The organism is Micromonospora echinospora (assembly GCF_014203425.1).
GTDB lineage: Bacteria > Actinomycetota > Actinomycetes > Mycobacteriales > Micromonosporaceae > Micromonospora > Micromonospora echinospora_A.
In genome coordinates this window covers 1,443,940-1,466,650 of the sequence record NZ_JACHJC010000001.1, presented here as the reverse complement: position 1 = coordinate 1,466,650, position 22,711 = coordinate 1,443,940, and the positions used below count along the sequence as shown (strand labels likewise).

Genomic DNA, 22,711 nt, shown 5'->3' with positions numbered 1-22,711 from the left:
CCTCGCCGAAGTGGAGTCGATCAAGTGGAGTCGATCAAGCCGCGCGGACCGCGCCGGTGCCCTGCCTGCTGAGAGGTCCTGGTCAGCGGACGCTGCGGGCGAACTGGCGGGCGGCCCAGAACACCCCTGCGGCGGCGAGCACCGTGATGATGCCGAGGCCCTGCCAGACCCGGTCGTTGCCGAGGTCACCGTTGAACAAGGCGCGGGTGCCTTCGACCGCCCAGGAGAACGGGTTCCACTTGGCCACGCCCTGGAGCCAGCCGGGCGCGAAGGTGAGCGGCAGCAGGATGCCGGAGAGCAGCAGCACCGGCTGCGCGACGGTGTTCATCAGCGGGGCGAGCGCGTCCTCGCTCTTGACCTTGAGCGCGATGCCGTAGGAGACGGCCGAGGTCATAAGCGCGATGAGGGCGAGCATCAGGTACGCCAGGAGCAGGTTGCCGATGAAGACGCGCAGGTCGAACGCGAGCGCCAGCAGCGTGATGATGACTGCCTGCACGATGAGCGAGACCACGTCGCGCAGTGACCGGCCGAGCAGCAGCGCGAGCCGGCTGACCGGGGTGACCCGGGAACGCTCGATCACGCCGGCGCGCAGCTCGGCGATCAGGCCGAAGCCCTGGAACAGGCCGCCGAAGATGGCGAGCAGCACCAGCAGGCCGGGCACGAAGATCTTGTACGCGGCGGCCTGCGTCGGGGCGTTCAGCGCGGGCTTGAGCAGCGGGGCGAACAGGAGCAGGTACATCACCGGCTGGAAGACGCCGACGAAGATCCACACCGGGTTGCGCAGGAGCAGCAGCGTCTGGCGCTGGAAGATCAGCCAGGTGTCGCGGGCGAGTTTCATGACAGCTTCTCCGGGGGTCAGGACTCGCGCAGCGAGCGGCCGGTCTTGGTGAGGAAGACGTCGTCGAGGCTGGGGCGGTGCAGCTCGATCGAGCGCAGGTCCAGCCCGGCGTGGTCGAGGCGGCGCAGCACCTGTGGGATGGCGGTGGCGCCCTCGTCGACGTAGAGACGCAGGCCGCCCTCGTCGACGGTCTCCAGCTTGCTCACGTACGCCTCGGTGTCGAGCAGCTCGGCGGCGCGCGGGGTGCTCGGGGCGTCCAGGCCGACGATCACCACCTCACCGGAGATCTCCCGCTTCAGCTCGGCCGGCGTGCCCTCGGCGACCACCTCGCCGTGGTCCATGATCGCGATGCGGTCGCAGAGCGCGTCCGCCTCGTCCAGGTAGTGCGTGGTGATGAAGACGGTCATCCCCTCGGTGCGCAGCCGGCGGATCTCGTCCCACATGTGCGCGCGGCTCTGCGGGTCGAGACCGGTGGTCGGCTCGTCCAGGAAGACGATCTTCGGCTCGTGGATGATGCCGAGCGCGATCTCGACCCGCCGGCGCTGGCCGCCGGAGTAGGTCTTGCACTTGCGGTCGGCGTACTCGGCGAGCTGGAAGGCGTCGAGCGCGCGGGTGGCCCGCCGGTTCGCCTCGGCCTTGCCGATGCCGTAGAGGCGCGCCTGGAGCACCAGTTCCTCGCGGGCGGTCGACTCGTCCCAGGTGCTGCCGCCCTGGGCCACGTACCCGATCCGGCGGCGCACCTCGGCGGGGTCCTTGCGCAGGTCGGCGCCGGCCACCGTGGCCTGGCCGCCGTCCGGCTCGATGAGGGTGGCGAGCATCCGCAGCGTGGTGGTCTTGCCGGCGCCGTTGGGCCCGAGGAAGCCGAAGATCTCCCCCGCGGCGACGTCGAGGTTGACACCGCGGACCGCGTCCACGGTCTTCGTCTCGCGACCCTCGCGGGAGCGGTACGACTTCCGCAACCCCCTGGTCTCGATCATTTCTGCTCCTGGTCGTCCGGGCGGACCTGACCGGCCGCCGATCGTCCGCGAGGACGCACGAATCCCCCGCGATTCCTGCCGAGGCTAACGCGATATAGCTTCTTTGGTCAACGTTGATTATGTCGTGTCATCGCGAGCCGTCGGTCCAGCCCGACCAGCCCTCTGCCCGCTCCATCCCATCGGGCAGGTACGACACTCCCGACTCGATCCGCTCCGCGATCCGCTCGCACCACGCCGTTTCCGCCTCGGCCCGCGCCAGCCACAGCTCGAACATCCACCCGACATGCACCGGCTTGCGGTTGCGCACCCAGTCCGAGTCGAGCGAGGCACGCATCGACTCGACCCCGGCCCGGAGCAGGTTCGCCCGGTTGCGCAGCGCCGCCGCGGCCTCCTCGCGTGGCATCGCCGGCAGGAAGGAGAAGGCCGCCACGAACGGGTCCGGCGGCTCCTGGACCTGCCACCACTGCGCCCGCAGCAGCGTCTCGAACTCGTCCTCCCCCTTCGCCGTCACCTCGTACGTGGTGCGGGCCGGACGGGCGCCCACCTGCTCGACCGAGACGGTCCGCAGCAGGCCCTCGTCGGTGAGTTTGCGCAGCGCGTGGTAGATCGAGCCCGGCTGGACGTTGGCCCACTTGTCCGCGCTCCAGCTCAGCAGCTCACGGCGTACGTCGTAGCCGTGCACCGGCTGCATCCACCGGACCAGGCCCAGAATCATCATCCTCGTTGCCGACACCGGACAAGCGTAATAGCCAAATTTGACTACAGTGCCGCATCCCACACTGAGCGATCGTTAGGCTCCGCAGGTCGGCCGCTAAACTCCCGGCAACGACCTCCCGGGAGGAGCCACAAGGTGCGCAAGGTTCTCATCGCCAACCGCGGCGAGATCGCCGTCCGCGTCATCCGCGCGTGTCGCGACGCGGGCCTGGCGAGCGTCGCCGTCTACGCGGACTCCGACCGGGACGCCCTGCACGCCACGCTCGCCGACGAGGCGTACGCCCTCGGTGGCGACACCGCCGCGGACAGCTACCTGCGCATCGACAAGCTGATCGACGTGGCGGCCCGGTCCGGCGCGGACGCGGTGCACCCCGGCTACGGCTTCCTCTCCGAGAACGCCGACTTCGCCCAGGCCGTCATCGACGCCGGGCTCACCTGGATCGGCCCCACCCCGCAGGCGATCCGCGACCTCGGCGACAAGGTGACCGCCCGGCACATCGCGCAGCGGGCCGGCGCGCCGCTGGTGCCCGGCACCCCGGACCCGGTGGGCAACGCGGACGAGGTGATGGCGTTCGCCGTCGACCACGGCCTGCCGGTCGCCATCAAGGCCGCCTTCGGCGGTGGCGGGCGCGGCCTCAAGGTCGCCCGCACCATGGAGGAGGTCCCGCACCTGTTCGAGTCGGCCACCCGCGAGGCGGTCGCCGCGTTCGGCCGGGGCGAGTGCTTCGTCGAGCGCTACCTCGACAAGCCGCGCCACGTCGAGGCGCAGGTGCTGGCCGACCAGCACGGCAACGTGATCGTGGTGGGCACCCGGGACTGCTCGTTGCAGCGCCGGCACCAGAAGCTGGTCGAGGAGGCGCCCGCGCCGTTCCTCACCGACGCCCAGCGCGCCCAGATCCACGACAGCGCCAAGGCCATCTGCCGCGAGGCCGGCTACCACGGCGCCGGCACCGTGGAATACCTGGTCGGCGTGGACGGCACGATCTCCTTCCTGGAAGTGAACACCCGGCTCCAGGTCGAGCACCCGGTCACCGAGGAGACCGCCGGCATCGACCTGGTCCGCGAGCAGTTCCGCATCGCCGACGGCGAGAAGCTGCGCTTCACCGAGGACCCGACGCCGCGCGGGCACGCCATCGAGTTCCGGATCAACGGCGAGGACCCGGGCCGCAACTTCCTGCCCGCGCCGGGCACCGTCACCGCGCTGCGCCTGCCCTCCGGGCCGGGCGTCCGGGTGGACACCGGAATCTCGGCCGGCGACGTGATCGGCGGCAACTTCGACTCGCTGCTGGCCAAGGTGATCATCGTCGGCGAGACGCGCGCCGAGGCGCTGGAGCGGGCCCGCCGGGCGCTCGACGAGATGGTGGTCGAGGGCATGGCCACCGCGCTGCCCTTCCACCGCCTGGTGATCCGCGACGAGGCGTTCACCGCCGAGCCGTTCACCGTGCACACCCGGTGGATCGAGACGGAGTGGGACAACACCGTCCCGGCCTTCACCGCCACCCCGGGCGCCGTCGACGAGCCGGCCGAGCGCGAGACCGTGGTGGTCGAGGTGGGCGGCAAGCGGCTGGAGGTCGTCCTCCCCGCCGGGCTCGGCGCGGGTACGGCGGCAGCCGCGCCCGCCGCGAAGAAGCCGGCCCGCCGGGGCGGCGGAGGCAAGGCGGGCGCCGCGGTCAGCGGCGACACGCTCGCCTCGCCGATGCAGGGCACGATCGTGAAGATCGCGGTCGCCGACGGCGACGAGGTGGCCGAGGGCGACCTGGTCGTGGTGCTGGAGGCGATGAAGATGGAGCAGCCGCTGCACGCGCACAAGGCCGGCACGGTGAGCGGGCTCGCCGCCGAGGTCGGCGCGGTGATCACGTCCGGCGCCGCGATCTGCACCATCGCCTGAGGTGTAAGGAAGGGCCCCTTCTTAACGCGTGCGGTAGCGAAAGGGCCCCTTCTTAACAGCGCCGGGCCGGGTGGTCTGAGCCACCACCGGGGGCGGACACGGCCCCGGGGCGGGAATGATGGCCGGGTGCGGTTCCTTCACGGCGCGGTCCCCGCGCACGACCTGACCTACAACGACGTCTTCATGGCGCCCAACCGGTCCGAGGTGGGCTCCCGGCTCGACGTCGACCTGGCCACCACCGACGGGACCGGCACCACCGTCCCGCTGGTGGTGGCGAACATGACAGCCGTCGCGGGCCGGCGGATGGCCGAGACGGTGGCCCGGCGCGGCGCGGTGGCGGTGATCCCGCAGGACATCCCGATCGAGGTCGTCGCCGACGTGGTCGGCTGGGTCAAGCAGCGCCACCTGGTGCACGACACAGCGATCACGCTGGGCCCGACCGAGACCGTCGGCGACGCCATCCACCTGCTGCCGAAACGGTCGCACGGCGCGGTGGTGGTGGTCGACGCGGACAGTCGGCCGATGGGCGTGGTCACTGAGGCGGACACCGTCGGGGTGGACCGCTTCGCCCAACTCCGGCACGTGATGTCGACCGAGCTGCACACCGTCCCGGCGGACGCGGACCCGCGTACCGGATTCGACAGGCTGTCGGCGGGCCGGCGGCGGATCGCGCCGGTGGTGGACGCGCAAGGCCGCCTGGTCGGGGTGCTGACCCGGCAGGGCGCGTTGCGCGCCACGCTGTACAAGCCGGCCACCGACGACCGGGGGCGGCTGCGCGTCGCCGCCGCCGTGGGCATCAACGGCGACGTCACCGGCAAGGCCGCCGCGCTGCTGGAGGCCGGGGTGGACACGCTCGTCGTGGACACCGCGCACGGGCATCAGGAGCGGATGCTCCATGCGCTGCGGGCGGTCCGCCGGCTGGATCCGCCGGTGCCGGTGGCGGCCGGGAACGTGGTCACCGCGGACGGTGTACGTGACCTGGTCGACGCGGGCGCGGACATCGTCAAGGTGGGCGTCGGCCCGGGCGCGATGTGCACCACCCGGATGATGACCGGCGTGGGCCGTCCACAGTTCTCCGCGGTGCTCGACTGCGCGGCGGCGGCCCGCTCGCTGGGCCGGCACGTGTGGGCCGACGGCGGCGTACGCCACCCGCGGGACGTGGCGCTGGCGCTCGCCGCGGGCGCGTCGAACGTGATGATCGGCTCCTGGTTCGCCGGCACCTACGAGTCCCCCGGCGACCTGTACACCGACGCCGACGGGCGGCGCTACAAGGAGAGCTTCGGCATGGCGTCCTCGCGTGCGGTGAGCGCCCGTACGGCCGAGGACAGCGCGTTCGACAGGGCTCGGAAGGCGATCTTCGAGGAGGGCATCTCCTCGGCCCGGATGTACCTGGACCCGAGCCGGCCCGGCGTCGAGGACCTGATCGACGAGATCATCTCCGGGGTACGCAGCGCGTTCACGTACGCGGGCGCGCGCAGCCTGGAGGAGTTCCACGAGCGGGCGCTCGTCGGCGTGCAGAGCGCCGCCGGCTACACCGAGGGGATGCCGCTGCCGACGAGCTGGTGAGCCCGGCCCGGCCCGGCGTTGCGCGGCCCGGCTCAGGCGAAGAGTCGCCTGATCACCTCGCGGGCGGCGGCCTCCGGGTCGTCGCCCACCCGGGGCGGCAGCGCGCCGGCGAGCCAGAGCGTGGCGAAGCCGTGCACGATCGACCAGGCGGCCAGCGCGTCGGAGTCCGGCTCCCGCCCGGTGCGCCGGGCCACCCCGTCGCGCAGTAGTTCGCCCGACCGCGCCCGGGCGGCGATCAGCTCCGGGTCGTCGGCCCGGTACAGCTCGGGCCGGAACATGACGTCGAAGTGCGCCCGGTGTCGTACCGCGAACCCGACGTAGGCCACGCCGGTGTCGAGCAGGTCGTCGCCGGCCTGCCGGAGCGCGTCGGCGAGCAGGTCGAAGCCCTCGGTGGCGAGCGCGGTGAGCAGCCCGGCCTTGTCACCGAAGTGGTGTGCGGGCGCGGCGTGCGAGACCCCGGCGCGGCGGGCCAGCTCACGCAGGCTCAGCGCGGCCGGCCCGGTCTCGGCGATCGCCTCCGCCGCGGTGCTCAGCAGGACGCGGCGGAGGTCGCCGTGGTGGTACGAGGCCATGCCGCCACCCTAACTTGTCATTGACAAGATGCGACTCGCGCGGGCAATCTTGTCGCTGACAAGATTGCCCGCCGGAGGGACGGACCATGGCACCCCTGATCGCACTTCTCGCCGGCGCCGCGTCGGCCCGGATCGCCGGCCTGCTCGGCGTGGAGGCCCTGGACGGATGGCACCCCGCGCTGCGGGCCGGGCTGGCGCTGATGTTCGTGCTGACCGGCGTGGCCCACTTCGCGTCCCGGCGCAGGGACCTGATCGCGATGGTCCCGCCGTCGCTGCCCCGGCCCGAACTGCTGGTCACGGTGACCGGCGTGCTGGAACTCGGCGGCGCGCTCGCGCTGCTGGTCCCGGCCACCGCGCGCGCGGCGGCGGCCGGGCTGGCGCTGCTGATGCTGGCCATGTTCCCGGCGAACGTGTCGGCCGCGCGCCGCCGCCTCACGCTCGCCGGCCGCCCGGTGACCCCGCTGGGCGTCCGCACGGCGCTTCAGGTCGTCTTCGTGGCCGCCGCGCTGGCGGTCGCGTTCGGCGGATGAGCCGCGCGCCAGGCCGGCGGCGCCCCTCCCGCGTGAGCCGCACGCCGGGTCGGCGGCGCGCCTCACAGGCTCGGGCCGGGCGGCGGCCCCCGCAGGTGAGCCGCCGCCCGGCCAGAGCGCTCAGGCCCGGGCCGGCTCCGTCTCGGTACGCGGCGCGGCGTCCCCGGGCCGCACCGAAGGCAGGCGAAGGCAGGCGACCAGGCCGATCAGCAGGAACCCGGCTCCGGCGAACGCCGCGTACCGGGTGGCGTCGGAGAACGCCGCCTTCGCCTCCTCGGCGATCGGCGCGGTACGCGGGTCCGCCTCCAGCCCGCCGATCGCCGCGCCCGCGCTCTCCTTGACCGCGCTCACCACCTGGTCCCGCTGGGCCGGGTCGAGTCCGGGCTGGTCGGCCAGGCGGTCGCCGAGCAGCCCGCCGAGGCCGGCGAAGAGCACGGTGCCGAGCACGGCGATGCCGAGCGCGGAGCCGACCTGCCGGGCGGTGCTCTGCAGGCCCGAGCCCTGGCCGCTGCGGCGCACCGGCACCTCGGACAGGGAGACGCCGGTGAGCTGGGCGGTGGCCAGGCCGACGCCGACGCCGTACACGAACAGGAAGCCCACCGGCGCCCACCAACTGGTGTCCGGCGCGACCACGAACCCGAGCCCGGCCACGCCGACCAGTTCGGCGGCGACACCGAGCTGGACCACCCGGGCCGCGCCCCAGCGCTGGGTGAGCGGCGCGCCGAGGCCGCTGGCCAGGAAGCTGCCGACGGCGAGCGGCAGCAGCGCCAGGCCGGTCCGGAAGGCGCTGTAGCCGAGCACGTTCTGGAACCACAGCGGCAGCGCGAACAGCAGGCCGAACTCACCCAGGCTGACGATCCCGGCGGCCAGGATGCCGTTGCGGAACGAGCCGATGCCGAACAGCGACAGGTCGAGCAGCGCCGGCCGGCCGGCCCGGTTGCGGCGTACCTGCTGGGCCAGGAAGAGCCCGAGCGCGGCGAGCCCCAGGAGCGCGGCCACCGGCACCGGCGAGATCGACGCGGTCCAGTCCAGCCCGAACAGGCTGAACGGCCGCTCCCGTTCCCACCAGCCGTAGGTGCGGCCCTCGATCAGCGCGAAGACCACGCCGGTCATGCCGATCACGGAGAGCAGCGCGCCGGGCAGGTCCAGGCCGCGCTCGGCCCGGTCGTCGCGGGACTCGGCCACGAGCACCAGCGTCGCCACGATCACGGCGAGGCTGACCGGGACGTTGATGCCGAAGGCCCACCGCCAGGAGTACGTGGTGGTGAGCCAGCCGCCGAGCAGGGGCCCGAGCGCCGCCGCGCCGCCGATGGTGGAGCCCCAGACGGCGAACGCGATGCCCTTCTCCCGGCCGGTGAAGTTGGCGTTGAGCAGGGAAAGCGAGGTGGGCAGCATCATCGCCCCGCCGACGCCCTGGAGCACCCGGGCGGCGATGAGCGTCTCGCCGGAGCCGGCGAGCGCCGCGAGCACGCTCGCGACCACGAAGACGGTGACGCCGACCAGGAACATCCGCCGCCGCCCGGACCGGTCGGCGAAGCGGCCGGCGACCAGCAGCAACGCGGCGAAGACCAGGGTGTACGCCTCCTGCACCCACTGCGCGTCGGTGGAGGTGATGTCCAGGTCCCGGATGATCTGCGGCACCGCGACGTTCACGATGGTGGCGTCCACGATGATCATCGCGACACCGAGGCTGAGGGCGAGCAGCCCGAACCAGCGTCCCCGTCCGTCGCTGCGCATGTGCGGCCCCCTCTATTAGCTAGATTCTCTAGCTACCCGGGCTGCTAGCTTTATCCCATGGAGGGGGTGCCGTCAACCGGGGAGACCGCGCCGGCCGCGCCGCCCAGCAGCGAGGCCTCCCGAGCGCTGCGCGACGTGCTGCGGATCGCCGGTGACACCCGGGCCGCACTGGCCCGCCGCCTGGGCCTCAACGCGACCGACGCCGCGGCCATCGACCACCTGGTCTCCAGCCCGGAGCCGCTGGGCCCGGTCGAGCTGGGCAACCGGCTCGGCATCCGGTCGGCCTCGGCGACCACGCTCGTGGACCGGCTCGTGCAGGCCGGTCACGTCGCCCGGACCCCGCACCCGTACGACAGGCGGCGGCTCAGCCTCCAGGTGACCGAGAGCGCCGTCGGCGAGGTGCTGGAGGCGCTGCGCCCGCTGCTCGTCGGCGTCGACCGGGCGGTCTCCCGGCTCACCCCCGAGCAGGCCGAGGCCACCGCGGCGTTCCTGCGCGAGGTCACCGACGTCATGCGGGACTACGTCGCCACCGCGCCGGACGAGCCGTCCCGGGCGCGCCCCGAACGTGGCTGAGGAGCTTCTCAGAAATTAGTTTGGGCCCTGATGGTTCGGGGGCTAATCTGACAGCCGTGAATCCTGGGCCCCTCGTACGCTTTCCCGACGCGCTGCACCACGCGCCACTCGGCCGGCTGGTCTCGATCGCCGGTCACGTCGTCGAGCAGCACTGGGGGCGCTACCTGGCCGAGCACCACGGGCTCACGTCCGCCGGCATGCGGGTCCTGATGATCCTCCTCCGCTCCGGCGACGCGAGCCACCGAGAAATGGCCGAGCTGTGCTTCGTCCGGCCCGCCACGCTCACCGGCATCGTGGACACCCTCGAACGCGACGGCTTCGTCAGCAGACGCCGCGCGCCCGAGGACCGCCGCACCGTCCGGCTCGCCCTGACCGACAAGGGCGGCGAGCACGCCCGCGCCATCATCGACATGATCCACAGCGATCGGCCACTGACGTCTGTCGACGCCGACCCGGACAAACGGGCGGTGATCCGCGAGTTCCTGATCGAAATCATCACCGGCATGTCCGACGGGGACCTCCGTCGGTTGAACCGGGACAGCGAGTCCGACACCGAGCCGCCAACGGGGAGCCATCCGTGTTGATCCGCCTGCTCCGCACACACCTGCGCCCGTACCGACGATGGCTGGTCGCCGTGGTGGCGTTCCAGTTCGTCGGCACCATCGCCTCGCTCTACCTGCCCAGCCTGAACGCCGACATCATCGACCGCGGCGTCGCCGTCGGCGACACCGACCAGATCCTGCGTACGGGCGGCTGGATGCTGCTGGTCAGCCTGCTCCAGATCGCCTGCTCGATCGCCGCCGTCTACTTCGGGGCGAAGACCGCGATGGGCTTCGGCCGCGACGTGCGCGGTTCCATCTTCCGGCGGGTGAACAGCTTCTCCGCCCGCGAGGTGGCCCGGTTCGGCGCGCCGTCCCTGATCACCCGCAACACCAACGACGTCCAGCAGGTGCAGATGCTGGTGCTGCTGAGCTGCACCATGCTGGTCGCCGCGCCGATCATGAGCGTCGGCGGCGTGGTGATGGCGCTGCGCGAGGACGTCGGGCTCTCCTGGCTGATGCTGGTCTGCGTACCGGTGCTCGCAGTCGCGCTGGGCCTGATCATCCGCCGGATGGTGCCGGGCTTCCGGCTCATGCAGACCCGGATCGACACCGTCAACCGGGTGCTGCGCGAGCAGATCACCGGCATCCGGGTGGTCCGGGCCTTCGTCCGCGAGCCGTACGAGACCGACCGCTTCCGGGTGGCGAACACCGACCTGACCGCCACCGCCCTGCGGATCGGGCGGCTCCAGGCGCTGATCTTCCCGATCGTGATGCTGGTCCTGAACGTCTCCAGCGTCGCGGTGCTCTGGTTCGGCGCGGCGCGTGTCGACTCCGGCCAGATCCAGGTCGGCGCGCTGACCGCGTTCCTGCAGTACCTGATGCAGATCCTGATGGCGGTCATGATGGCCACCTTCATGCTGATGATGGTGCCCCGGGCCGCGGTCTGCGCCGAACGCATCGAAGAGGTGCTGGACACCGACTCGTCGGTGGTGCCGGCGCCCGACCCGGTCACCGAGGTCACCGGCCACGGCGAGCTGGAGCTGCGCGGCGCCGGATTCCAGTACCCGGGCGCGAGCGCGCCGGTCCTGCACGACATCTCGTTCCGCGCCGAACCGGGCCGGACCACGGCGATCATCGGCTCCACCGGCGCCGGCAAGACCACGCTGCTGACGCTGATCCCCCGCCTGGTCGACCCCACCGCCGGCGCCGTCCTGGTCGACGGCGTGGACGTCCGGGAACTCGCCCCGGAGGAGCTGTGGCGGCGGATCGGGCTGGTGCCCCAGCGGCCGTACCTGTTCAGCGGCACCGTCGCCAGCAACCTGCGCTACGGCAACCCCGACGCCACCGACGCCGACCTGTGGGCCGCCCTGGAGATCGCCCAGGCGCGCGACTTCGTTGCCGACATGGCGGGCGGGCTGGACGCGCCGATCGCGCAGGGCGGCACGAACGTCTCCGGCGGCCAGCGGCAACGCCTGGCGATCGCCCGCGCGCTCGTCCGCAAACCGGAGATCTATCTCTTCGACGACTCCTTCTCCGCGCTCGACCTCGGCACGGACGCCCGGCTGCGGGCCGCCCTCAAGCCGGTCACCGCGGACGCGGCGGTGGTGATCGTGGCCCAGCGGGTCTCCACGATCGTCGACGCCGACCAGATCATCGTGCTCGAGGACGGGGGTGTCGTCGGGATGGGACGACACGAGGAACTGCTGGAGAGCTGTCCCACGTACGCCGAGATCGTGGCGTCGCAGCAGACGGCGGAGGTGGCCGCATGACCTCGTCGGTTCCGCAGCAGAAGAACGAACCCACACGGCTACCTCCGGCCGGACGCCGGCCGGGCGGTGGGCCGCCGCACATGAACATGGGCATGCCGGCCGAGAAGGCGATGAACTTCGGGCCGTCGGCACGCCGTCTGCTGGGGCGGCTGCGACCGTACCGGCCCCAGCTCACCGGCGTGCTCGCGCTGGCCCTGGGCAGCGTCGGGCTCAGCGTCGTCGGGCCGAAGGTGCTCGGCCACGCCACCGACATCATCTTCAGCGGGGTGATCGGCCGTCAGCTGCCGGCCGGCACCACGACCGAGGCGGCGGCGGAGGCGGCCCGCGCCGAGGGAAACGGCAACTTCGCCGACATGCTGGCCCGGATGGACGTGATCCCCGGCACCGGGATCGACTTCTCCGCGCTGGGCCGGGTGCTGGCGTTCGCGGTGGTGCTCTACATCGGCGCGAGCATCCTGCAGTGGGCGCAGGGCTGGGTGCTCAACGGGGTGGTGCAGCGCACCGTGCTGAAGCTGCGCGCCGACGTGGAGGACAAGCTCAACCGGCTGCCGCTGCCGTACTTCGACAAGCAGCCCCGGGGTGAGCTGCTGAGCCGGGTCACGAACGACATCGACAACGTGTCGCAGACGCTCCAGCAGACGCTGAGCCAGCTGCTCACGTCGCTGCTCACCGTCGTCGGCGTACTCGGGATGATGTTCTGGATCTCGCCGTTGCTGGCGCTGGTCGCGCTGGTCGCGGTGCCGCTGTCGGTGGTGGTCACCAGCCAGATCGCGAAGCGGTCGCAGGGCAAGTTCATCGCGCAGTGGAAGCACACCGGCGAGCTGAACGGCCAGATCGAGGAGGCGTACACCGGGCACGAGCTGGTCAAGGTCTTCGGCCGGCAGAAGGAGGTCGAGGCCGCCTTCCACGCCAAGAACGAGGAGCTGTTCCGGGCCAGCTTCGGCGCGCAGTTCGTCTCCGGGATCATCATGCCGGCGATGTTCTTCATCGGGAATCTCAGCTACGTCGCGATCGCGGTGGTCGGCGGCCTGCGGGTGGCGTCCGGCTCGATGAGCCTCGGTGACGTGCAGGCGTTCATCCAGTACTCGCGGCAGTTCACCCAGCCGCTCACCCAGGTCGCCTCGATGGCCAACCTGCTGCAGTCCGGGGTGGCCTCGGCCGAGCGGGTCTTCGCGGTGCTCGACGCCGACGAGCAGAGCCCAGACCCGGACGAGCCGGCGCGGATCGCCGACCCGCACGGGCGGGTCGAGTTCGAGCACGTCTCCTTCCGGTACGACCCGGAGAAGCCGCTCATCGACGACCTGTCGCTGGTCGCCGAACCAGGTCACACGGTGGCCATCGTCGGTCCCACCGGCGCGGGCAAGACCACGCTTGTCAATCTGGTCATGCGGTTCTACGAGCTGGACGCCGGCCGGATCACGCTGGACGGGGTGGACATCTCCACGATGCGCCGCGACGACCTGCGCGGCCGGATCGGCATGGTGCTCCAGGACACCTGGCTGTTCGGCGGCACCATCCGGGACAACATCGCCTACGGGCGTCCGGACGCCACCGAGGAGGAGATCCTCGCCGCCGCCCGGGCGACGTTCGTCGACCGGTTCGTGCGCAGCCTGCCCGACGGCTACGACACTGTGATCGACGAGGAGGGCAGCAACGTCAGCGCCGGGGAGAAGCAGCTCATCACCATTGCCCGCGCGTTCCTCGCCGAGCCGTCGCTGCTGATCCTTGACGAGGCGACCAGCTCGGTGGACACCCGCACCGAGGTGCTGCTCCAGCGCGCCATGGCGGCGCTGCGCTCGGACCGGACGAGCTTCGTCATCGCGCACCGGCTCTCCACCATCCGCGACGCCGACCTGATCCTGATGATGGAGCAGGGCCGGATCGTGGAGCAGGGCACCCACGACCAGCTCGTCGCCGCCGGTGGCGCGTACGCCCGGCTCTACCGGGCGCAGTTCACCGGCGCGGTGATCACCGACGAGGTTCCGGTGCCGGCCCCGGCCGGCCCGCCGAACGGAATGCGTGCCGGCGCCGGCACGCCGGTCGGTAACTGACGTGGACCCGGCCACCGGCCCGACACCGGCCGCCGCCCGGGCGCCTTCCCGGCACCCGGGCGGGCCGGAGTCAGCCGGACGGGAGCAGCCCGGCCGACCGGCTCGCGACCACCGCGCCGATCAGGCCCACCGCCTCGGCAGCGGGCAGCGGATCGAGCACCCGCCCGTCGCGCAGACGCAGCGAGACCGACCCGTCGACCGCCTCCCGGGGGCCGAGGACCCCGGTGTACGGGATGCGCCTGCGGGCCGCGTCGCGGATGCGGGCGCCGAGCGAACCGGCGTGCTGCACCTCGGCCCGCAGCCCGGCCGCCTCGGCACGGCGGGCCAGCCCGGCGGCAGCGTCGGCCTGCGCCGCGTCGATCGGGAGCAGCAGCACCTGCACCGGGGCGTACCAGGCGGGGAACGCGCCCTGGTGCACCTCGATCAGGTACGCGAACAGCCGCTCCATGCTGCCCACCAGGCTGCGGTGCACCATCACCGGCCGCTTCCGGCGTCCGTCCGAGTCGGTGTACGACAGGTCGAACCGCTCCGGCTTGTCGAAGTCGAGCTGGACGGTGGAGATGGTCGACTCCCGGCCGGCCGCGTCCACGATCTGAATGTCGATCTTCGGGCCGTAGAACGCGGCCTCACCCGGCGCCTCCACGACGTCCACCCCGTCGAGCGCCGCGCGCAGCAGGTCCTCGGCCCGCGCCCAGCTCGCGTCGTCGCCCACGTACCGCTGACCCGGCCCACGCAGCGACAGCCGCAACCCGGCGGGACGGACGCCGAGCGCGGCGTGCGCCTCGCCGATCAGCCGCAGGATCTCGCGGACCTCGTCGCCGACCTGGTCCAGGGCGCAGAAGTTGTGCGCGTCGTTGAGCGAGATGGCACGCACCCGGGACAGCCCGCCAAGCACCCCGGAACGCTCCGCGCGGTACATCCCGCCCAGCTCGGCGACGCGCAGCGGCAGCTCCCGGTAGGAGCGCCCCCGGGCCCGGAACACCAGCGCGTGATGCGGGCACAGCGCCGGGCGCAGCACGAACTCGTCGTCGGCGCTCAGCCGCATCGGCGGGAACATGTCGTCGGCGAAGTAGCCCAGGTGCCCGGACAGCTCGAACAGCTCCCGTTTGCCGAGCGGCGGCGAGTAGACGTGCCGGTAGCCGGCCCGCCGCTCCAGCTCCCGCACGTACTCCTCGACGGCGTGCCGGGCGGCGGCGCCGTCCGGCAGCCAGATCGGCAGCCCGGCGCCCGCGAGCGGGTCGGAGACGAACAGCTCCAGGTCCCGGCCGAGCCTGCGGTGGTCGATCATGTCGCTCTCCTTGATCGGGTACGACCCGGAGGCGAGCAGGCCCGGAACGCCGCGAGGCCCCGGAGCGGATCGCCCCGGGGCCTCGTCGACGGAAACGTCAGTGCGGCGCGCCGGGAACACCCGGCGTCGTGGTCACTACCGCGCTGCGCATGCCCCGAACGTAGACGCCCGGACGCCACCGGCGCACCTGGATTTCGGAGAGAGGGTGCGGGTCGCCGACACGGGACCTGTCGGCGACCCGCCGCGGCCTGGGCATCGGGAACGGGGGACCCGACGGCTCCGGTGCCGCGTCCCGCCAACGGTACGCCGCGATCCGTCGATCCGCCGCCCCGTCCCGGGGCCTCGCCCACCCGTCACCTCCGGCCGGGTCGGCTCGTTTCACACCTAAGGCCCGTCGGTGTCGCCTGTCACCGCCAGGTGGGGCCGGTGGTGGTGACGCCGGACACGGCGTCAGGCTCGATCCGGTCGAACGGAGAACTCCGGCGAGGTGGCGGGCGTGGCCGAACTCATCTCTGACGTCGCGTCGCCCATGTGGGCGTACGCGCTGCTGCTGACCCTGCTGATCGCCGACGCCTTCGTTCCGGTGGTGCCGACCCAGCTCGTCATGATCACCAGTGGGGCGCTGACCGTCTACGGCGGGCTCAGCCTGCCGGCCACCATCGCGGTCGGCGCGGCCGGCGTCTTCATCGGCGACCTGGCCTGCTACCTGATCGGCCGCACCACGCCGACCCGCCGGGCGGCACGTGCCACGCCACGCGGGCGGGCGCGCCGGGCCGTCACCCGGGTCACCCGCGGGCTGCGCGAGCCCGGGCCGCTGGTGATCCTGCTCTGCCGGTTCGTGCCCGGCGGCCGGATGGCAGCCTGCTTCTCGGCCGGCCGCAGCCGCTACCCGTACCGCCTCTTCCTGCCCTACGAGGCGGCGGCGGCGCTCGCCTGGTCCAGTTACGGCGCGCTGGTCGGCCACCTGGGCGGTACGGCGCTGACCCACTCGGCGTGGCGGCTGCTGTTGATCGGTGGCGTGGCGGCGGCCGGATTCGCGCTGGCCGGATGGGCGATGACCTGGATCAGCAGCGCCCGGCAGACCCGCGCCGAGGCCACCGCCGACTCGACCGGCAGCTGACGCGCGGTCCGGAGCGTTGGCCCTCGCCGCATATAAGTTCAGCTGGGCATGACCCAGGCTCAACTGGCGGACGCGGCGGGCTTGTCTCAGGCGCGGATCAGCCAGATCGAGAACGGCGAGAGCGTCAACCTGGAGATTCTGCGCGCCTATGTGACCGGACTCGGCGGACACCTTGATGTGGTCGCCCGGATCGGGAACATTCGCCTCGACGTAGCCTGACGCGGGTCTCCGGGGATCCGGTAGGGGACGACCCGGGGATCGAAGTGGGTGGTGGTCCCGGATCCGTCTGGGGCGGTTCCGGCGACAGGCTGGCCGTATGCCTGGAACGCGGAGAAGCGGCCTGCTGGCCCTCGGCGGGATCGTCCTGGCGGCGGTGCTCGCGACGATCGGTCACGTCGGGGTGAGCGACGACCTGGATCCCTGGTCGCTGACCGTCAGCGACTTCGCCGTCTCCGATCGGGGCGGCGTCATCGACACCGCGATGGCGGTGCTCGCGGCGGCCAGCGTCGTGCTGCTGCCGGCGCTGCGCCGGGCCGGTGCGGGCCTGGTCCCGCTCGCGCTACTGACCGCCTGGTCGGCCGGGTTGCTGGCCGCGGCAGTGGTGCCCACGAACGAGCCGGGCACGCCGATGGACACCGCCGCGTACGTGCACCGGTACGCCTCGGTGCTGTCGTTCCTGGCCCTGCCCGTAGCCGGCTGGCTGCTGGCCCGCCACCCGGTCGCCGGAGCCGCCGCCTGGCTGCGCGGCCTGACCGCAGCCAGCCTGGTGCTGGCAGGCGCGATGATCTGGTCCGCCTACCCCGGCGACCGCGCCCTGCTCGGCCTGATCGAGCGCGTGCTCATCCTGACCGAGACAGCCCTGCTGACAACCCTGGCCCTGCACCTCGCCCTGACCAGAGTCGTCGATCATGCAGTTGTGACCCCGCACAGACCGGGCATACCAGTCAGATCGGGGGCCGCAACTCCATGATCGACGAGCAAGGGACGGGCGGAGGGCGAGAGGGCCGGGCTACTCCAGCTCGTGGAGCATGAGCTGGCGGGCGGCCTCGGTGATGGAGCCGGACAGGCTCGGGTAGATGGTGATGGTGTGGGCCAGCTCGTTCACCGTCAGGTTGTTCTCCACCGCCATCGTGATCGGCAGGATCAGCTCGCTGGCCTTCGGCGCCACCACCACGCCGCCGATCACCTGGCCGCTCGCGGGCCGGCAGAACAGTTTGACGAAGCCGTCGGCCAGGTCGTCCATCTTCGCCCGCGCGTTGCCGGACAGCGGCAGCATCACCTGGCGGGCCGGGGTCTTGCCGGCGTCCACCTCGTCCTGGGAGACGCCGACCGTGGCCAGCTCCGGGTCGGTGAAAACGTTCGCCGCGACGGTACGCAGCCGCAGCGGCCGGACCGCCTCGCCCAGCGTGTGCCACATGGCGATCCGGCCCTGCATGGCCGCGACGCTGGCCAGCGGCAGCACGCCGGTGCAGTCCCCCGCCGCGTAGATGCCCGGCACGTTGGTACGGGAGACCCGGTCCACTGTCACGTAACCGCCCCGGGCCAGCTCCACGCCGTACTCGGCCAGGCCCAGGTCGGCGGTGTTCGGGATCGAGCCGACCGCGATCAGCGCGTGCGAGCCGGTGACCTGACGGCCGTCGGAGAGCAGCACCTCCACCCCGTCACCGACGCGGCGGACCGCCTCGGCGCGGGAGTTGTTCAGGATGCTCATGCCCCGGTTGCGGAACACCCGCTCGATCGCCATGGCGGCGTCAGCGTCCTCGTGCGGCATGACCCGGTCCCGGCTGGAGACCAGCGTGACCTTGACGCCCATGGCCAGGTACGCGCTGGCGAACTCGGCGCCGGTGACGCCGGAACCGACCACGATCAGGTGCTCGGGCAGGGCGGGCAGGTCGTACACCTGACGCCAGGTCAGGATGCGCTCGCCGTCCGGTACGGCGGTGGGCAACTGGCGGGGGGTCGCGCCGGTCGCGACGAGCACCGTCGACGCGGCGATCGAGTACTCCTCGCCGCCGTCGGCCGGGGTGACGATCACCCGGTGGGTGTGGCCGAGCGTGTCCTCGCCAAGCCGGGCGGTGCCGGCCACGAACTCGACGCCGGCCTTGACCAGCTTGGTGTGGATGTCGGCGGACTGCGCCAGGGCGAGCCGCTTGACCCGCTCGTGCACCGCCCGCGCGTCGACGGTGACCGCCTCCAGGCCGTCGGAGTGCACGCCGAACTCGTCCGTGTCCCGGTAACCGGTGACCACCTCCGAGCTGGCGATGAACGTCTTGGAGGGCACGCAGTCAGAGAGCACGCAGGCGCCGCCGGCCCCCTCCGCCTCGACCACCGTGACCTCGGCGTCCAACTGCGCGGCGACCAGGGCCGCCTCGTACCCGGCCGGCCCGCCGCCGATGATCACGATCTGACTCACAGAGCCGTCCCTTCGTTCGCGACTGCGGGGCTCCGCTCCGCCGCACTCCTCGCGCTCACCGCAATAGCCCCTCGTCTGTGCTCACAGTGACTTTCTTCTCCCCGTCGGGTTCGACACGCACTGTCGTATTCTCCCCCACCCGTCAGCCGGGCTATCGTCGTCGCCGTGCGTCTCTACGCTGCTTACGGCTCAAACCTGGACCCTGCCCGCATGCGCGCCTACTGCCCGCATTCGCCGATGGTGGGTACCGGCTGGCTGGAGGGGTGGCGGCTCACCTTCGCCGGCGAGGACGTCATCGGGTGGGAGGGCTCGGTCAGCACCGTGGTCGAGTCCCCGGGTGACCGGGTCTTCGTGGCGCTCTACGACATCCACCCGTACGACGCCGCGCAGCTCGACGAGATCGAGGGCGTGACCGCCGAGACGTACCGCCGGCTGACAGTGCGCGTCTCGACGCTCGACGGCGACGTGACCGCGTGGGTCTACGTGTTCGACGGTTACGAGGGCGGACTGCCTACCGCGTGGTACCTGTCGGAGCTGGCGAACGCCGCGGAGAAGGCGGGCGCGCCGGACGACTACGTCACCGAGCTGCGGTCCCGCCCCACCGGCACCGCGTCCGCGTAGCGCGTCTCCCACAGTGACAGTGTGCGCCGAGCGCCCCCGGGAGCGCTCGGCGACCCCGGGACGGGGGTGCGGGGTCACACCCGCGAGGCGGGCACGCTCCGCTCGTACATGTCGGCCCAGTGCTCCTCCACCAGCCCGACGGAGCGGTAGAGCGTGACCGGCGCGGTCGGGTTGGCCAGGTCGACGCCGAGCCCGGCCCCGGCGCGGCCCTTCGCCGCGTAGACCGCGAAGGCCCGGCGCAGCAGCGCCGCGCCCACCCCGCGCCGCCGGTACGCGGGCAGCACCGACAGCGTCCGCACCCACCCCCGGTCCTGGTCGAGCGCCTGGTCGGAGGACTGGAGCGCGCCGGCCGGCTCGCCGTCGACCTCGGCCAGGAACCACTCGTCCCAGACCTTGCCGTACGAGGGCAGCAGGTCCCGCCACCGCTCGAAGTCGAGCGGGTCATGATCGGGCGTGTCCCGGAACGCGGTGTCGTAGATCCGGTGGAACAGCCGCAGGTCGCTCTCGTCGTCGGCACGCAGCGGTCGCACTGTCACCCCGGGCGGGGGCGCCGGCTCGGCGGGCAGGTCGGCGAGCGAGCGGCTCATCCGGATGTAGCGCTTGATCCGGGTGAACCCGGCCTCGGTCAGCTCCCCCGCCCAGCGGGTCTCCGGCGCATAGACCCCGGCGCGGGCGGTGAGCGCGGGCAGGCCACGTTCGGCGGCCCGTTCGGCGACCCGCTCCAGCAGCCGGGCCAGCAGCGGCGCGCGCAGGTCGGCGCCGCGGTCGGGGTCGACGAGGACGTCCACCCACTCCCGGCCCACGCCGCTCGGGTTGGCCAGGATCGACCAGGCCACCGCCGTACCGTCCGGGTCGGTGACCAGCCAGGAGTCCCGCGCCGGGTCGACGAACGGCGCGGTCAGCGCGGACCGCACGTCCTCGTCGTCGAAGTCGGGGTGGCCGACGGCGAACGTGTCGGCGGCGTGCACCACCGCCAGGATCGCGGGCACGTCGTCGAGGGTCGGGCGGCGGGCCGACCAGCCGGCGGGGAGCGTCACGGGCCAGATCCTGACAGCCGCACCGGCGGGGCCGCCTCCCATTTATCCGCGTCGGGCGCGCTGCCGCGCGGCACCGAGCAGAACCAGCAGCTCCGCGCCCTCGGCCGCGCTCAGCACGCGGAACGCCGCCGACGCCAGGCGGTCGGTCACCGCCTCGGCCCAGAGCCGCCGCCGCACCAGCGGCCCGACCGGCGGGTACGGGGGCGCCCAGCCGCACGCGGCCGCTCCCGCCTCGCCCTCCGGCCCGGCCAGCACCGCCTCCAGCGGTGTCAGCCCGGCCGCGCGCACCGCCAGCAGGTACGCCCCGGCGAAGTGCTCGCGCAACAGCAGCATGCCGACCGCCGCCCGCGCGCCCGGCGACGGGTCGGGCACCGGCATGGCCCGCCAGGCGGCGAACAAGGGCATGCCGCTGCCGTCCGCCGCCTCGACCGCCCGGCCCAGCAGCGCGGCGAGCCGGGACGACTTGGCGCCGTCACCGAGCCGGGCCGTACCCCATCGGCAGCACTCGGCGAGGTTGGCGGTGGCCACCTCCAGCGGCGGGACGGTCCGCGCGGCGGCGTCCCAGCCGTCCGTGACCGCCTCCGGCGCGATGAAACCCAGCGCCGCGGCGACCGTCTCGGCGCGGACGTCACCGAGCGCCCCGGCCCGCCCGGTGATGTAGAAGGCCCACCCGGAGATGCCGAGCAGCCGCGCCCGGCGCAGCGTGGACGGGCAGCGGTTGAACGCCTCCCCGAGTTCGAGCACCAGCGGTTTGCAGGCGGCGGCGAGTTGCTCCGGAGTCATCGACGGCCCATCGCCGTCAGTCCACCGTGGCCATTCATCACGCTCAGTCTGCCTGTTCGTCACCGATGTCGGCATCCCCCTCTTCGGCGTCGAGCGCCTCCAGGACGGCTTCCACCTCCCCGGCCCGGCGCCGGGCGGCGGTGACCGCCCGTTCCGCGCCCCGGCGGGCCAGCCGGGCCCGGCTCAGCTCCTGCTCGGCCACCGCGCGGCGGCGCTCCAACTCGGCCAGTTCCGTCTCGATCCGGTCCAGCGTCGCGGCGCCGTCGCGCTCGGCCGCGTCCGCCGTGGCCAGCTCCTTCTCGGCCCGTTCCAGGTCCGCGCGGGCCCGGGTCAGCTCGCGGGTCGCGGTCCGCCGCCGCCCGGCCCGTTCGGCCCGCGCCGCCCGCTCGTCGCGGGCCCGTCGCGCGTCGGCCCGCTCGGCGGCCCGATCCGGTACGACGGCAGCCTCCTCACCTCCGGTCACGAGCCGCAGTTGAGGGCGGGGCACCTCGCCGAACCCGGCGTAGTGGCTGGCCCGCAGCAGGCGTCCGGCGCGTACCTGCTCGGCCACCTCGATGTCGGCGAGCGCGGCGTTCAGTGTCGCCTCCACCTCGCCCAGCGGCAGCTTCCCGGCCGGCGGCGCGGCGGGTTCGGCGGCGGCCAGGCGGCGTACCTCGGCGACGAGCGCGCCCACGACGGCGCGCCGCTGCGCGGACAGTTCCCGCAGCGTGCCGCCGCGCAGGTCGCGCTGCGCGGCGCGCAGCGACTCGGCCAGCTGGGTCAGGTCGGCGACCAGCTCGGGTCGGCGGATGGCGAGCAGGTTGACCAGCCAGGCCGCCACGGTGGGCCGGCGCAGCTTGCCGATCTCCCGGGCGGTACGCGGGTCGCCGGACTGCCGCGCCTGCGCGACGGCGGCGTCCCGCGCCGCGACGAACCGGTCCGGCGGCGCGGCGTAGAGCCGCCGGATCACCTCCGCGGGCACCTCGGCCATGTTCAGGCGTCGATCCGGGTGCCCGGCTCCAGACGGCGGTAGTCGGTCTTGGACAACGCGGTGTACTGCCGGTCCAGCACGCCGAGGCCGTTGTCGTTGAGCAGCGCGTCGTGCAGCGCGTACGCCCGGCGCGGCGCGACCGCGCGGATGAAGTCGACCACCTCGGAGAACTTCGACCAGGGCGCGTGGATCGGGGCGAACAACGTGTCCACCTGCACGTCGTCGGGCACGAACAACGAGTCGCCCGGGTGGTAGACCACGTCGGCGAAGAGGTAGCCGAGGTTCTGGATCACCGGGATGTCCGGGTGGATGACCGCGTGCTGCCCGCCGTATGCCCGCACCGGCACCCCGGCGACGGTGAACGACTGTCCGGGCTCGACCGTCACCAGCGCCTCGGCGGCGTCGCCGAGCACCCCGGCGAGCGACGCCGGGCCGTGCACCGGCACGGACCGCCGCTCCAGCGCCCGGGTCAGCGCGGGGACGTCCACGTGGTCCGGGTGCTCGTGGGTGATCAGCACCGCGTCCGCCCCGTCGAGCGCCTTCGGATCACTGAAGACACCCGGGTCGACGACCAGCACCGCACCGTCGTGCTCCAGCCGGAGGCAGGAGTGGGCGTATTTGGTCACCTGCATCGTGACTCCTCGAATACCGAATCGTGATGTCCTCAGCGCAGTCTGCCGGAACCGGCGCGACCACGCGCCACGTCCGAGGTATCGGTCCCG

At 72.8% G+C, this 22,711-nt stretch carries 22 protein-coding genes; 11 read left to right on the top strand and 11 right to left on the bottom strand.

Annotated features, from left to right (window positions below):
- Positions 1 to 82: 82 nt before the first annotated feature.
- From FHU28_RS07100 to FHU28_RS07090, 3 genes are all read right to left on the bottom strand, one after another.
- The gene (locus FHU28_RS07100) at positions 83 to 838 is read right to left on the bottom strand and encodes an ABC transporter permease (protein WP_184682062.1); all 756 of its coding nucleotides are present in this window, start codon (positions 836 to 838) and stop codon (positions 83 to 85) included.
- 17 nt (positions 839 to 855) lie between these two features.
- Positions 856 to 1,815, bottom strand: a complete 960-nt coding sequence (locus FHU28_RS07095) for an ATP-binding cassette domain-containing protein (RefSeq protein ID WP_184682060.1) — start codon at positions 1,813 to 1,815, stop codon at positions 856 to 858.
- 127 nt (positions 1,816 to 1,942) lie between these two features.
- Entirely contained in the window at positions 1,943 to 2,533 is a 591-nt protein-coding gene (locus FHU28_RS07090; RefSeq protein WP_030501242.1) for a PadR family transcriptional regulator, read from the bottom strand.
- Between the two features lie 132 nt (positions 2,534 to 2,665).
- Here FHU28_RS07090 and FHU28_RS07085 point away from each other — a divergent pair, with 132 nt between their 5' ends.
- Positions 2,666 to 4,417 (top strand): acetyl/propionyl/methylcrotonyl-CoA carboxylase subunit alpha, encoded by a 1,752-nt coding sequence (locus FHU28_RS07085; protein ID WP_184682058.1) that lies wholly within the window; start codon positions 2,666 to 2,668, stop codon positions 4,415 to 4,417.
- Positions 4,418 to 4,543: 126 nt separating this feature from the next.
- Positions 4,544 to 5,983 carry a GuaB1 family IMP dehydrogenase-related protein gene (locus tag FHU28_RS07080; protein WP_184682055.1) on the top strand — a complete coding sequence of 480 codons (1,440 nt, stop codon included), beginning with the start codon at positions 4,544 to 4,546 and terminating at the stop codon, positions 5,981 to 5,983.
- A 32-nt stretch (positions 5,984 to 6,015) separates the two neighbouring features.
- Here the strand turns inward: FHU28_RS07080 and FHU28_RS07075 are convergent, their stop codons facing one another.
- On the bottom strand, positions 6,016 to 6,555 hold the full coding sequence (locus FHU28_RS07075; protein WP_184682052.1) for a TetR/AcrR family transcriptional regulator: 540 nt from the start codon (positions 6,553 to 6,555) through the stop codon (positions 6,016 to 6,018).
- Between the two features lie 86 nt (positions 6,556 to 6,641).
- Between FHU28_RS07075 and FHU28_RS07070 the strand changes: the two genes are divergently transcribed.
- Entirely contained in the window at positions 6,642 to 7,085 is a 444-nt protein-coding gene (locus FHU28_RS07070; protein ID WP_184682049.1) for a DoxX family protein, read from the top strand.
- Between the two features lie 120 nt (positions 7,086 to 7,205).
- On the opposite strand, the gene FHU28_RS07065 is transcribed toward FHU28_RS07070, so the two are convergent.
- Entirely contained in the window at positions 7,206 to 8,822 is a 1,617-nt protein-coding gene (locus FHU28_RS07065; protein WP_184682046.1) for an MFS transporter, read from the bottom strand.
- A 57-nt stretch (positions 8,823 to 8,879) separates the two neighbouring features.
- On the opposite strand from FHU28_RS07065, the gene FHU28_RS07060 reads away from it, so the two are divergent.
- Genes FHU28_RS07060 through FHU28_RS07045 form a run of 4 tightly spaced genes read left to right on the top strand, consistent with a single transcriptional unit; the run spans position 8,880 to position 13,757 of the window.
- A complete protein-coding gene (locus FHU28_RS07060; RefSeq protein WP_116503963.1) occupies positions 8,880 to 9,395 on the top strand; it encodes a MarR family winged helix-turn-helix transcriptional regulator in 516 nt (171 codons plus the stop codon).
- Between the two features lie 56 nt (positions 9,396 to 9,451).
- Positions 9,452 to 9,979 (top strand): MarR family winged helix-turn-helix transcriptional regulator, encoded by a 528-nt coding sequence (locus FHU28_RS07055; RefSeq protein WP_073825132.1) that lies wholly within the window; start codon positions 9,452 to 9,454, stop codon positions 9,977 to 9,979.
- Positions 9,973 to 11,706 carry an ABC transporter ATP-binding protein gene (locus tag FHU28_RS07050; RefSeq protein WP_184682043.1) on the top strand — a complete coding sequence of 578 codons (1,734 nt, stop codon included), beginning with the start codon at positions 9,973 to 9,975 and terminating at the stop codon, positions 11,704 to 11,706. Before FHU28_RS07055 ends, FHU28_RS07050 begins: the two co-directional genes overlap by 7 nt.
- Entirely contained in the window at positions 11,703 to 13,757 is a 2,055-nt protein-coding gene (locus FHU28_RS07045; RefSeq protein WP_184682033.1) for an ABC transporter ATP-binding protein, read from the top strand. The genes FHU28_RS07050 and FHU28_RS07045 overlap by 4 nt, the downstream gene beginning before the upstream one ends.
- 70 nt (positions 13,758 to 13,827) lie before the next feature.
- On the opposite strand, the gene thrS is transcribed toward FHU28_RS07045, so the two are convergent.
- Positions 13,828 to 15,045 carry a threonine--tRNA ligase gene (gene thrS / locus FHU28_RS07040; RefSeq protein WP_184682031.1) on the bottom strand — a complete coding sequence of 406 codons (1,218 nt, stop codon included), beginning with the start codon at positions 15,043 to 15,045 and terminating at the stop codon, positions 13,828 to 13,830.
- Positions 15,046 to 15,541: 496 nt separating this feature from the next.
- Between thrS and FHU28_RS07035 the strand changes: the two genes are divergently transcribed.
- The 3 genes from FHU28_RS07035 to FHU28_RS07025 all read left to right on the top strand — a co-directional run bounded on the left by FHU28_RS07035 (position 15,542) and on the right by FHU28_RS07025 (position 17,135).
- Positions 15,542 to 16,165 (top strand): DedA family protein, encoded by a 624-nt coding sequence (locus FHU28_RS07035; RefSeq protein WP_116511161.1) that lies wholly within the window; start codon positions 15,542 to 15,544, stop codon positions 16,163 to 16,165.
- 48 nt (positions 16,166 to 16,213) lie between these two features.
- Positions 16,214 to 16,384, top strand: a complete 171-nt coding sequence (locus FHU28_RS07030; RefSeq protein ID WP_184682030.1) for a helix-turn-helix domain-containing protein — start codon at positions 16,214 to 16,216, stop codon at positions 16,382 to 16,384.
- 97 nt (positions 16,385 to 16,481) lie between these two features.
- On the top strand, positions 16,482 to 17,135 hold the full coding sequence (locus FHU28_RS07025; protein WP_184682029.1) for a DUF998 domain-containing protein: 654 nt from the start codon (positions 16,482 to 16,484) through the stop codon (positions 17,133 to 17,135).
- 39 nt (positions 17,136 to 17,174) lie between these two features.
- Here the strand turns inward: FHU28_RS07025 and FHU28_RS07020 are convergent, their stop codons facing one another.
- Positions 17,175 to 18,578 carry an NAD(P)H-quinone dehydrogenase gene (locus FHU28_RS07020; protein ID WP_184682028.1) on the bottom strand — a complete coding sequence of 468 codons (1,404 nt, stop codon included), beginning with the start codon at positions 18,576 to 18,578 and terminating at the stop codon, positions 17,175 to 17,177.
- 165 nt (positions 18,579 to 18,743) lie between these two features.
- Between FHU28_RS07020 and FHU28_RS07015 the strand changes: the two genes are divergently transcribed.
- Entirely contained in the window at positions 18,744 to 19,199 is a 456-nt protein-coding gene (locus tag FHU28_RS07015) for a gamma-glutamylcyclotransferase (RefSeq protein ID WP_030501227.1), read from the top strand.
- A 74-nt stretch (positions 19,200 to 19,273) separates the two neighbouring features.
- Here the strand turns inward: FHU28_RS07015 and FHU28_RS07010 are convergent, their stop codons facing one another.
- Genes FHU28_RS07010 through FHU28_RS06995 form a run of 4 tightly spaced genes read right to left on the bottom strand, consistent with a single transcriptional unit; the run spans position 19,274 to position 22,621 of the window.
- Complete coding sequence (locus FHU28_RS07010; protein WP_073825154.1) at positions 19,274 to 20,236, bottom strand: GNAT family N-acetyltransferase; 963 nt, start codon at positions 20,234 to 20,236, stop codon at positions 19,274 to 19,276.
- Between the two features lie 42 nt (positions 20,237 to 20,278).
- A complete protein-coding gene (locus FHU28_RS07005; RefSeq protein ID WP_184682027.1) occupies positions 20,279 to 21,019 on the bottom strand; it encodes an SCO6745 family protein in 741 nt (246 codons plus the stop codon).
- A gap of 43 nt (positions 21,020 to 21,062) precedes the next feature.
- Complete coding sequence (locus FHU28_RS07000; protein ID WP_184682026.1) at positions 21,063 to 21,989, bottom strand: hypothetical protein; 927 nt, start codon at positions 21,987 to 21,989, stop codon at positions 21,063 to 21,065.
- Between the two features lie 2 nt (positions 21,990 to 21,991).
- Entirely contained in the window at positions 21,992 to 22,621 is a 630-nt protein-coding gene (locus FHU28_RS06995) for an MBL fold metallo-hydrolase (RefSeq protein WP_184682025.1), read from the bottom strand.
- Between the last annotated feature and the right edge of the window lie 90 nt (positions 22,622 to 22,711).

Coding starts and splice junctions, on each gene's coding strand:
- FHU28_RS07045 (WP_184682033.1), top strand. CDS start 11,703: ATGACCTCGTCGGTTCCGCAGCAGAAGAACGAACCCACACGGCTACCT.
- FHU28_RS07005 (WP_184682027.1), bottom strand. CDS start 21,019: ATGACTCCGGAGCAACTCGCCGCCGCCTGCAAACCGCTGGTGCTCGAA.
- thrS (WP_184682031.1), bottom strand. CDS start 15,045: ATGATCGACCACCGCAGGCTCGGCCGGGACCTGGAGCTGTTCGTCTCC.
- FHU28_RS07065 (WP_184682046.1), bottom strand. CDS start 8,822: ATGCGCAGCGACGGACGGGGACGCTGGTTCGGGCTGCTCGCCCTCAGC.
- FHU28_RS07070 (WP_184682049.1), top strand. CDS start 6,642: ATGGCACCCCTGATCGCACTTCTCGCCGGCGCCGCGTCGGCCCGGATC.
- FHU28_RS07060 (WP_116503963.1), top strand. CDS start 8,880: ATGGAGGGGGTGCCGTCAACCGGGGAGACCGCGCCGGCCGCGCCGCCC.
- FHU28_RS07075 (WP_184682052.1), bottom strand. CDS start 6,555: ATGGCCTCGTACCACCACGGCGACCTCCGCCGCGTCCTGCTGAGCACC.
- FHU28_RS07095 (WP_184682060.1), bottom strand. CDS start 1,815: ATGATCGAGACCAGGGGGTTGCGGAAGTCGTACCGCTCCCGCGAGGGT.
- FHU28_RS07090 (WP_030501242.1), bottom strand. CDS start 2,533: ATGATGATTCTGGGCCTGGTCCGGTGGATGCAGCCGGTGCACGGCTAC.
- FHU28_RS06995 (WP_184682025.1), bottom strand. CDS start 22,621: ATGCAGGTGACCAAATACGCCCACTCCTGCCTCCGGCTGGAGCACGAC.
- FHU28_RS07030 (WP_184682030.1), top strand. CDS start 16,214: ATGACCCAGGCTCAACTGGCGGACGCGGCGGGCTTGTCTCAGGCGCGG.
- FHU28_RS07100 (WP_184682062.1), bottom strand. CDS start 838: ATGAAACTCGCCCGCGACACCTGGCTGATCTTCCAGCGCCAGACGCTG.
- FHU28_RS07025 (WP_184682029.1), top strand. CDS start 16,482: ATGCCTGGAACGCGGAGAAGCGGCCTGCTGGCCCTCGGCGGGATCGTC.
- FHU28_RS07000 (WP_184682026.1), bottom strand. CDS start 21,989: ATGGCCGAGGTGCCCGCGGAGGTGATCCGGCGGCTCTACGCCGCGCCG.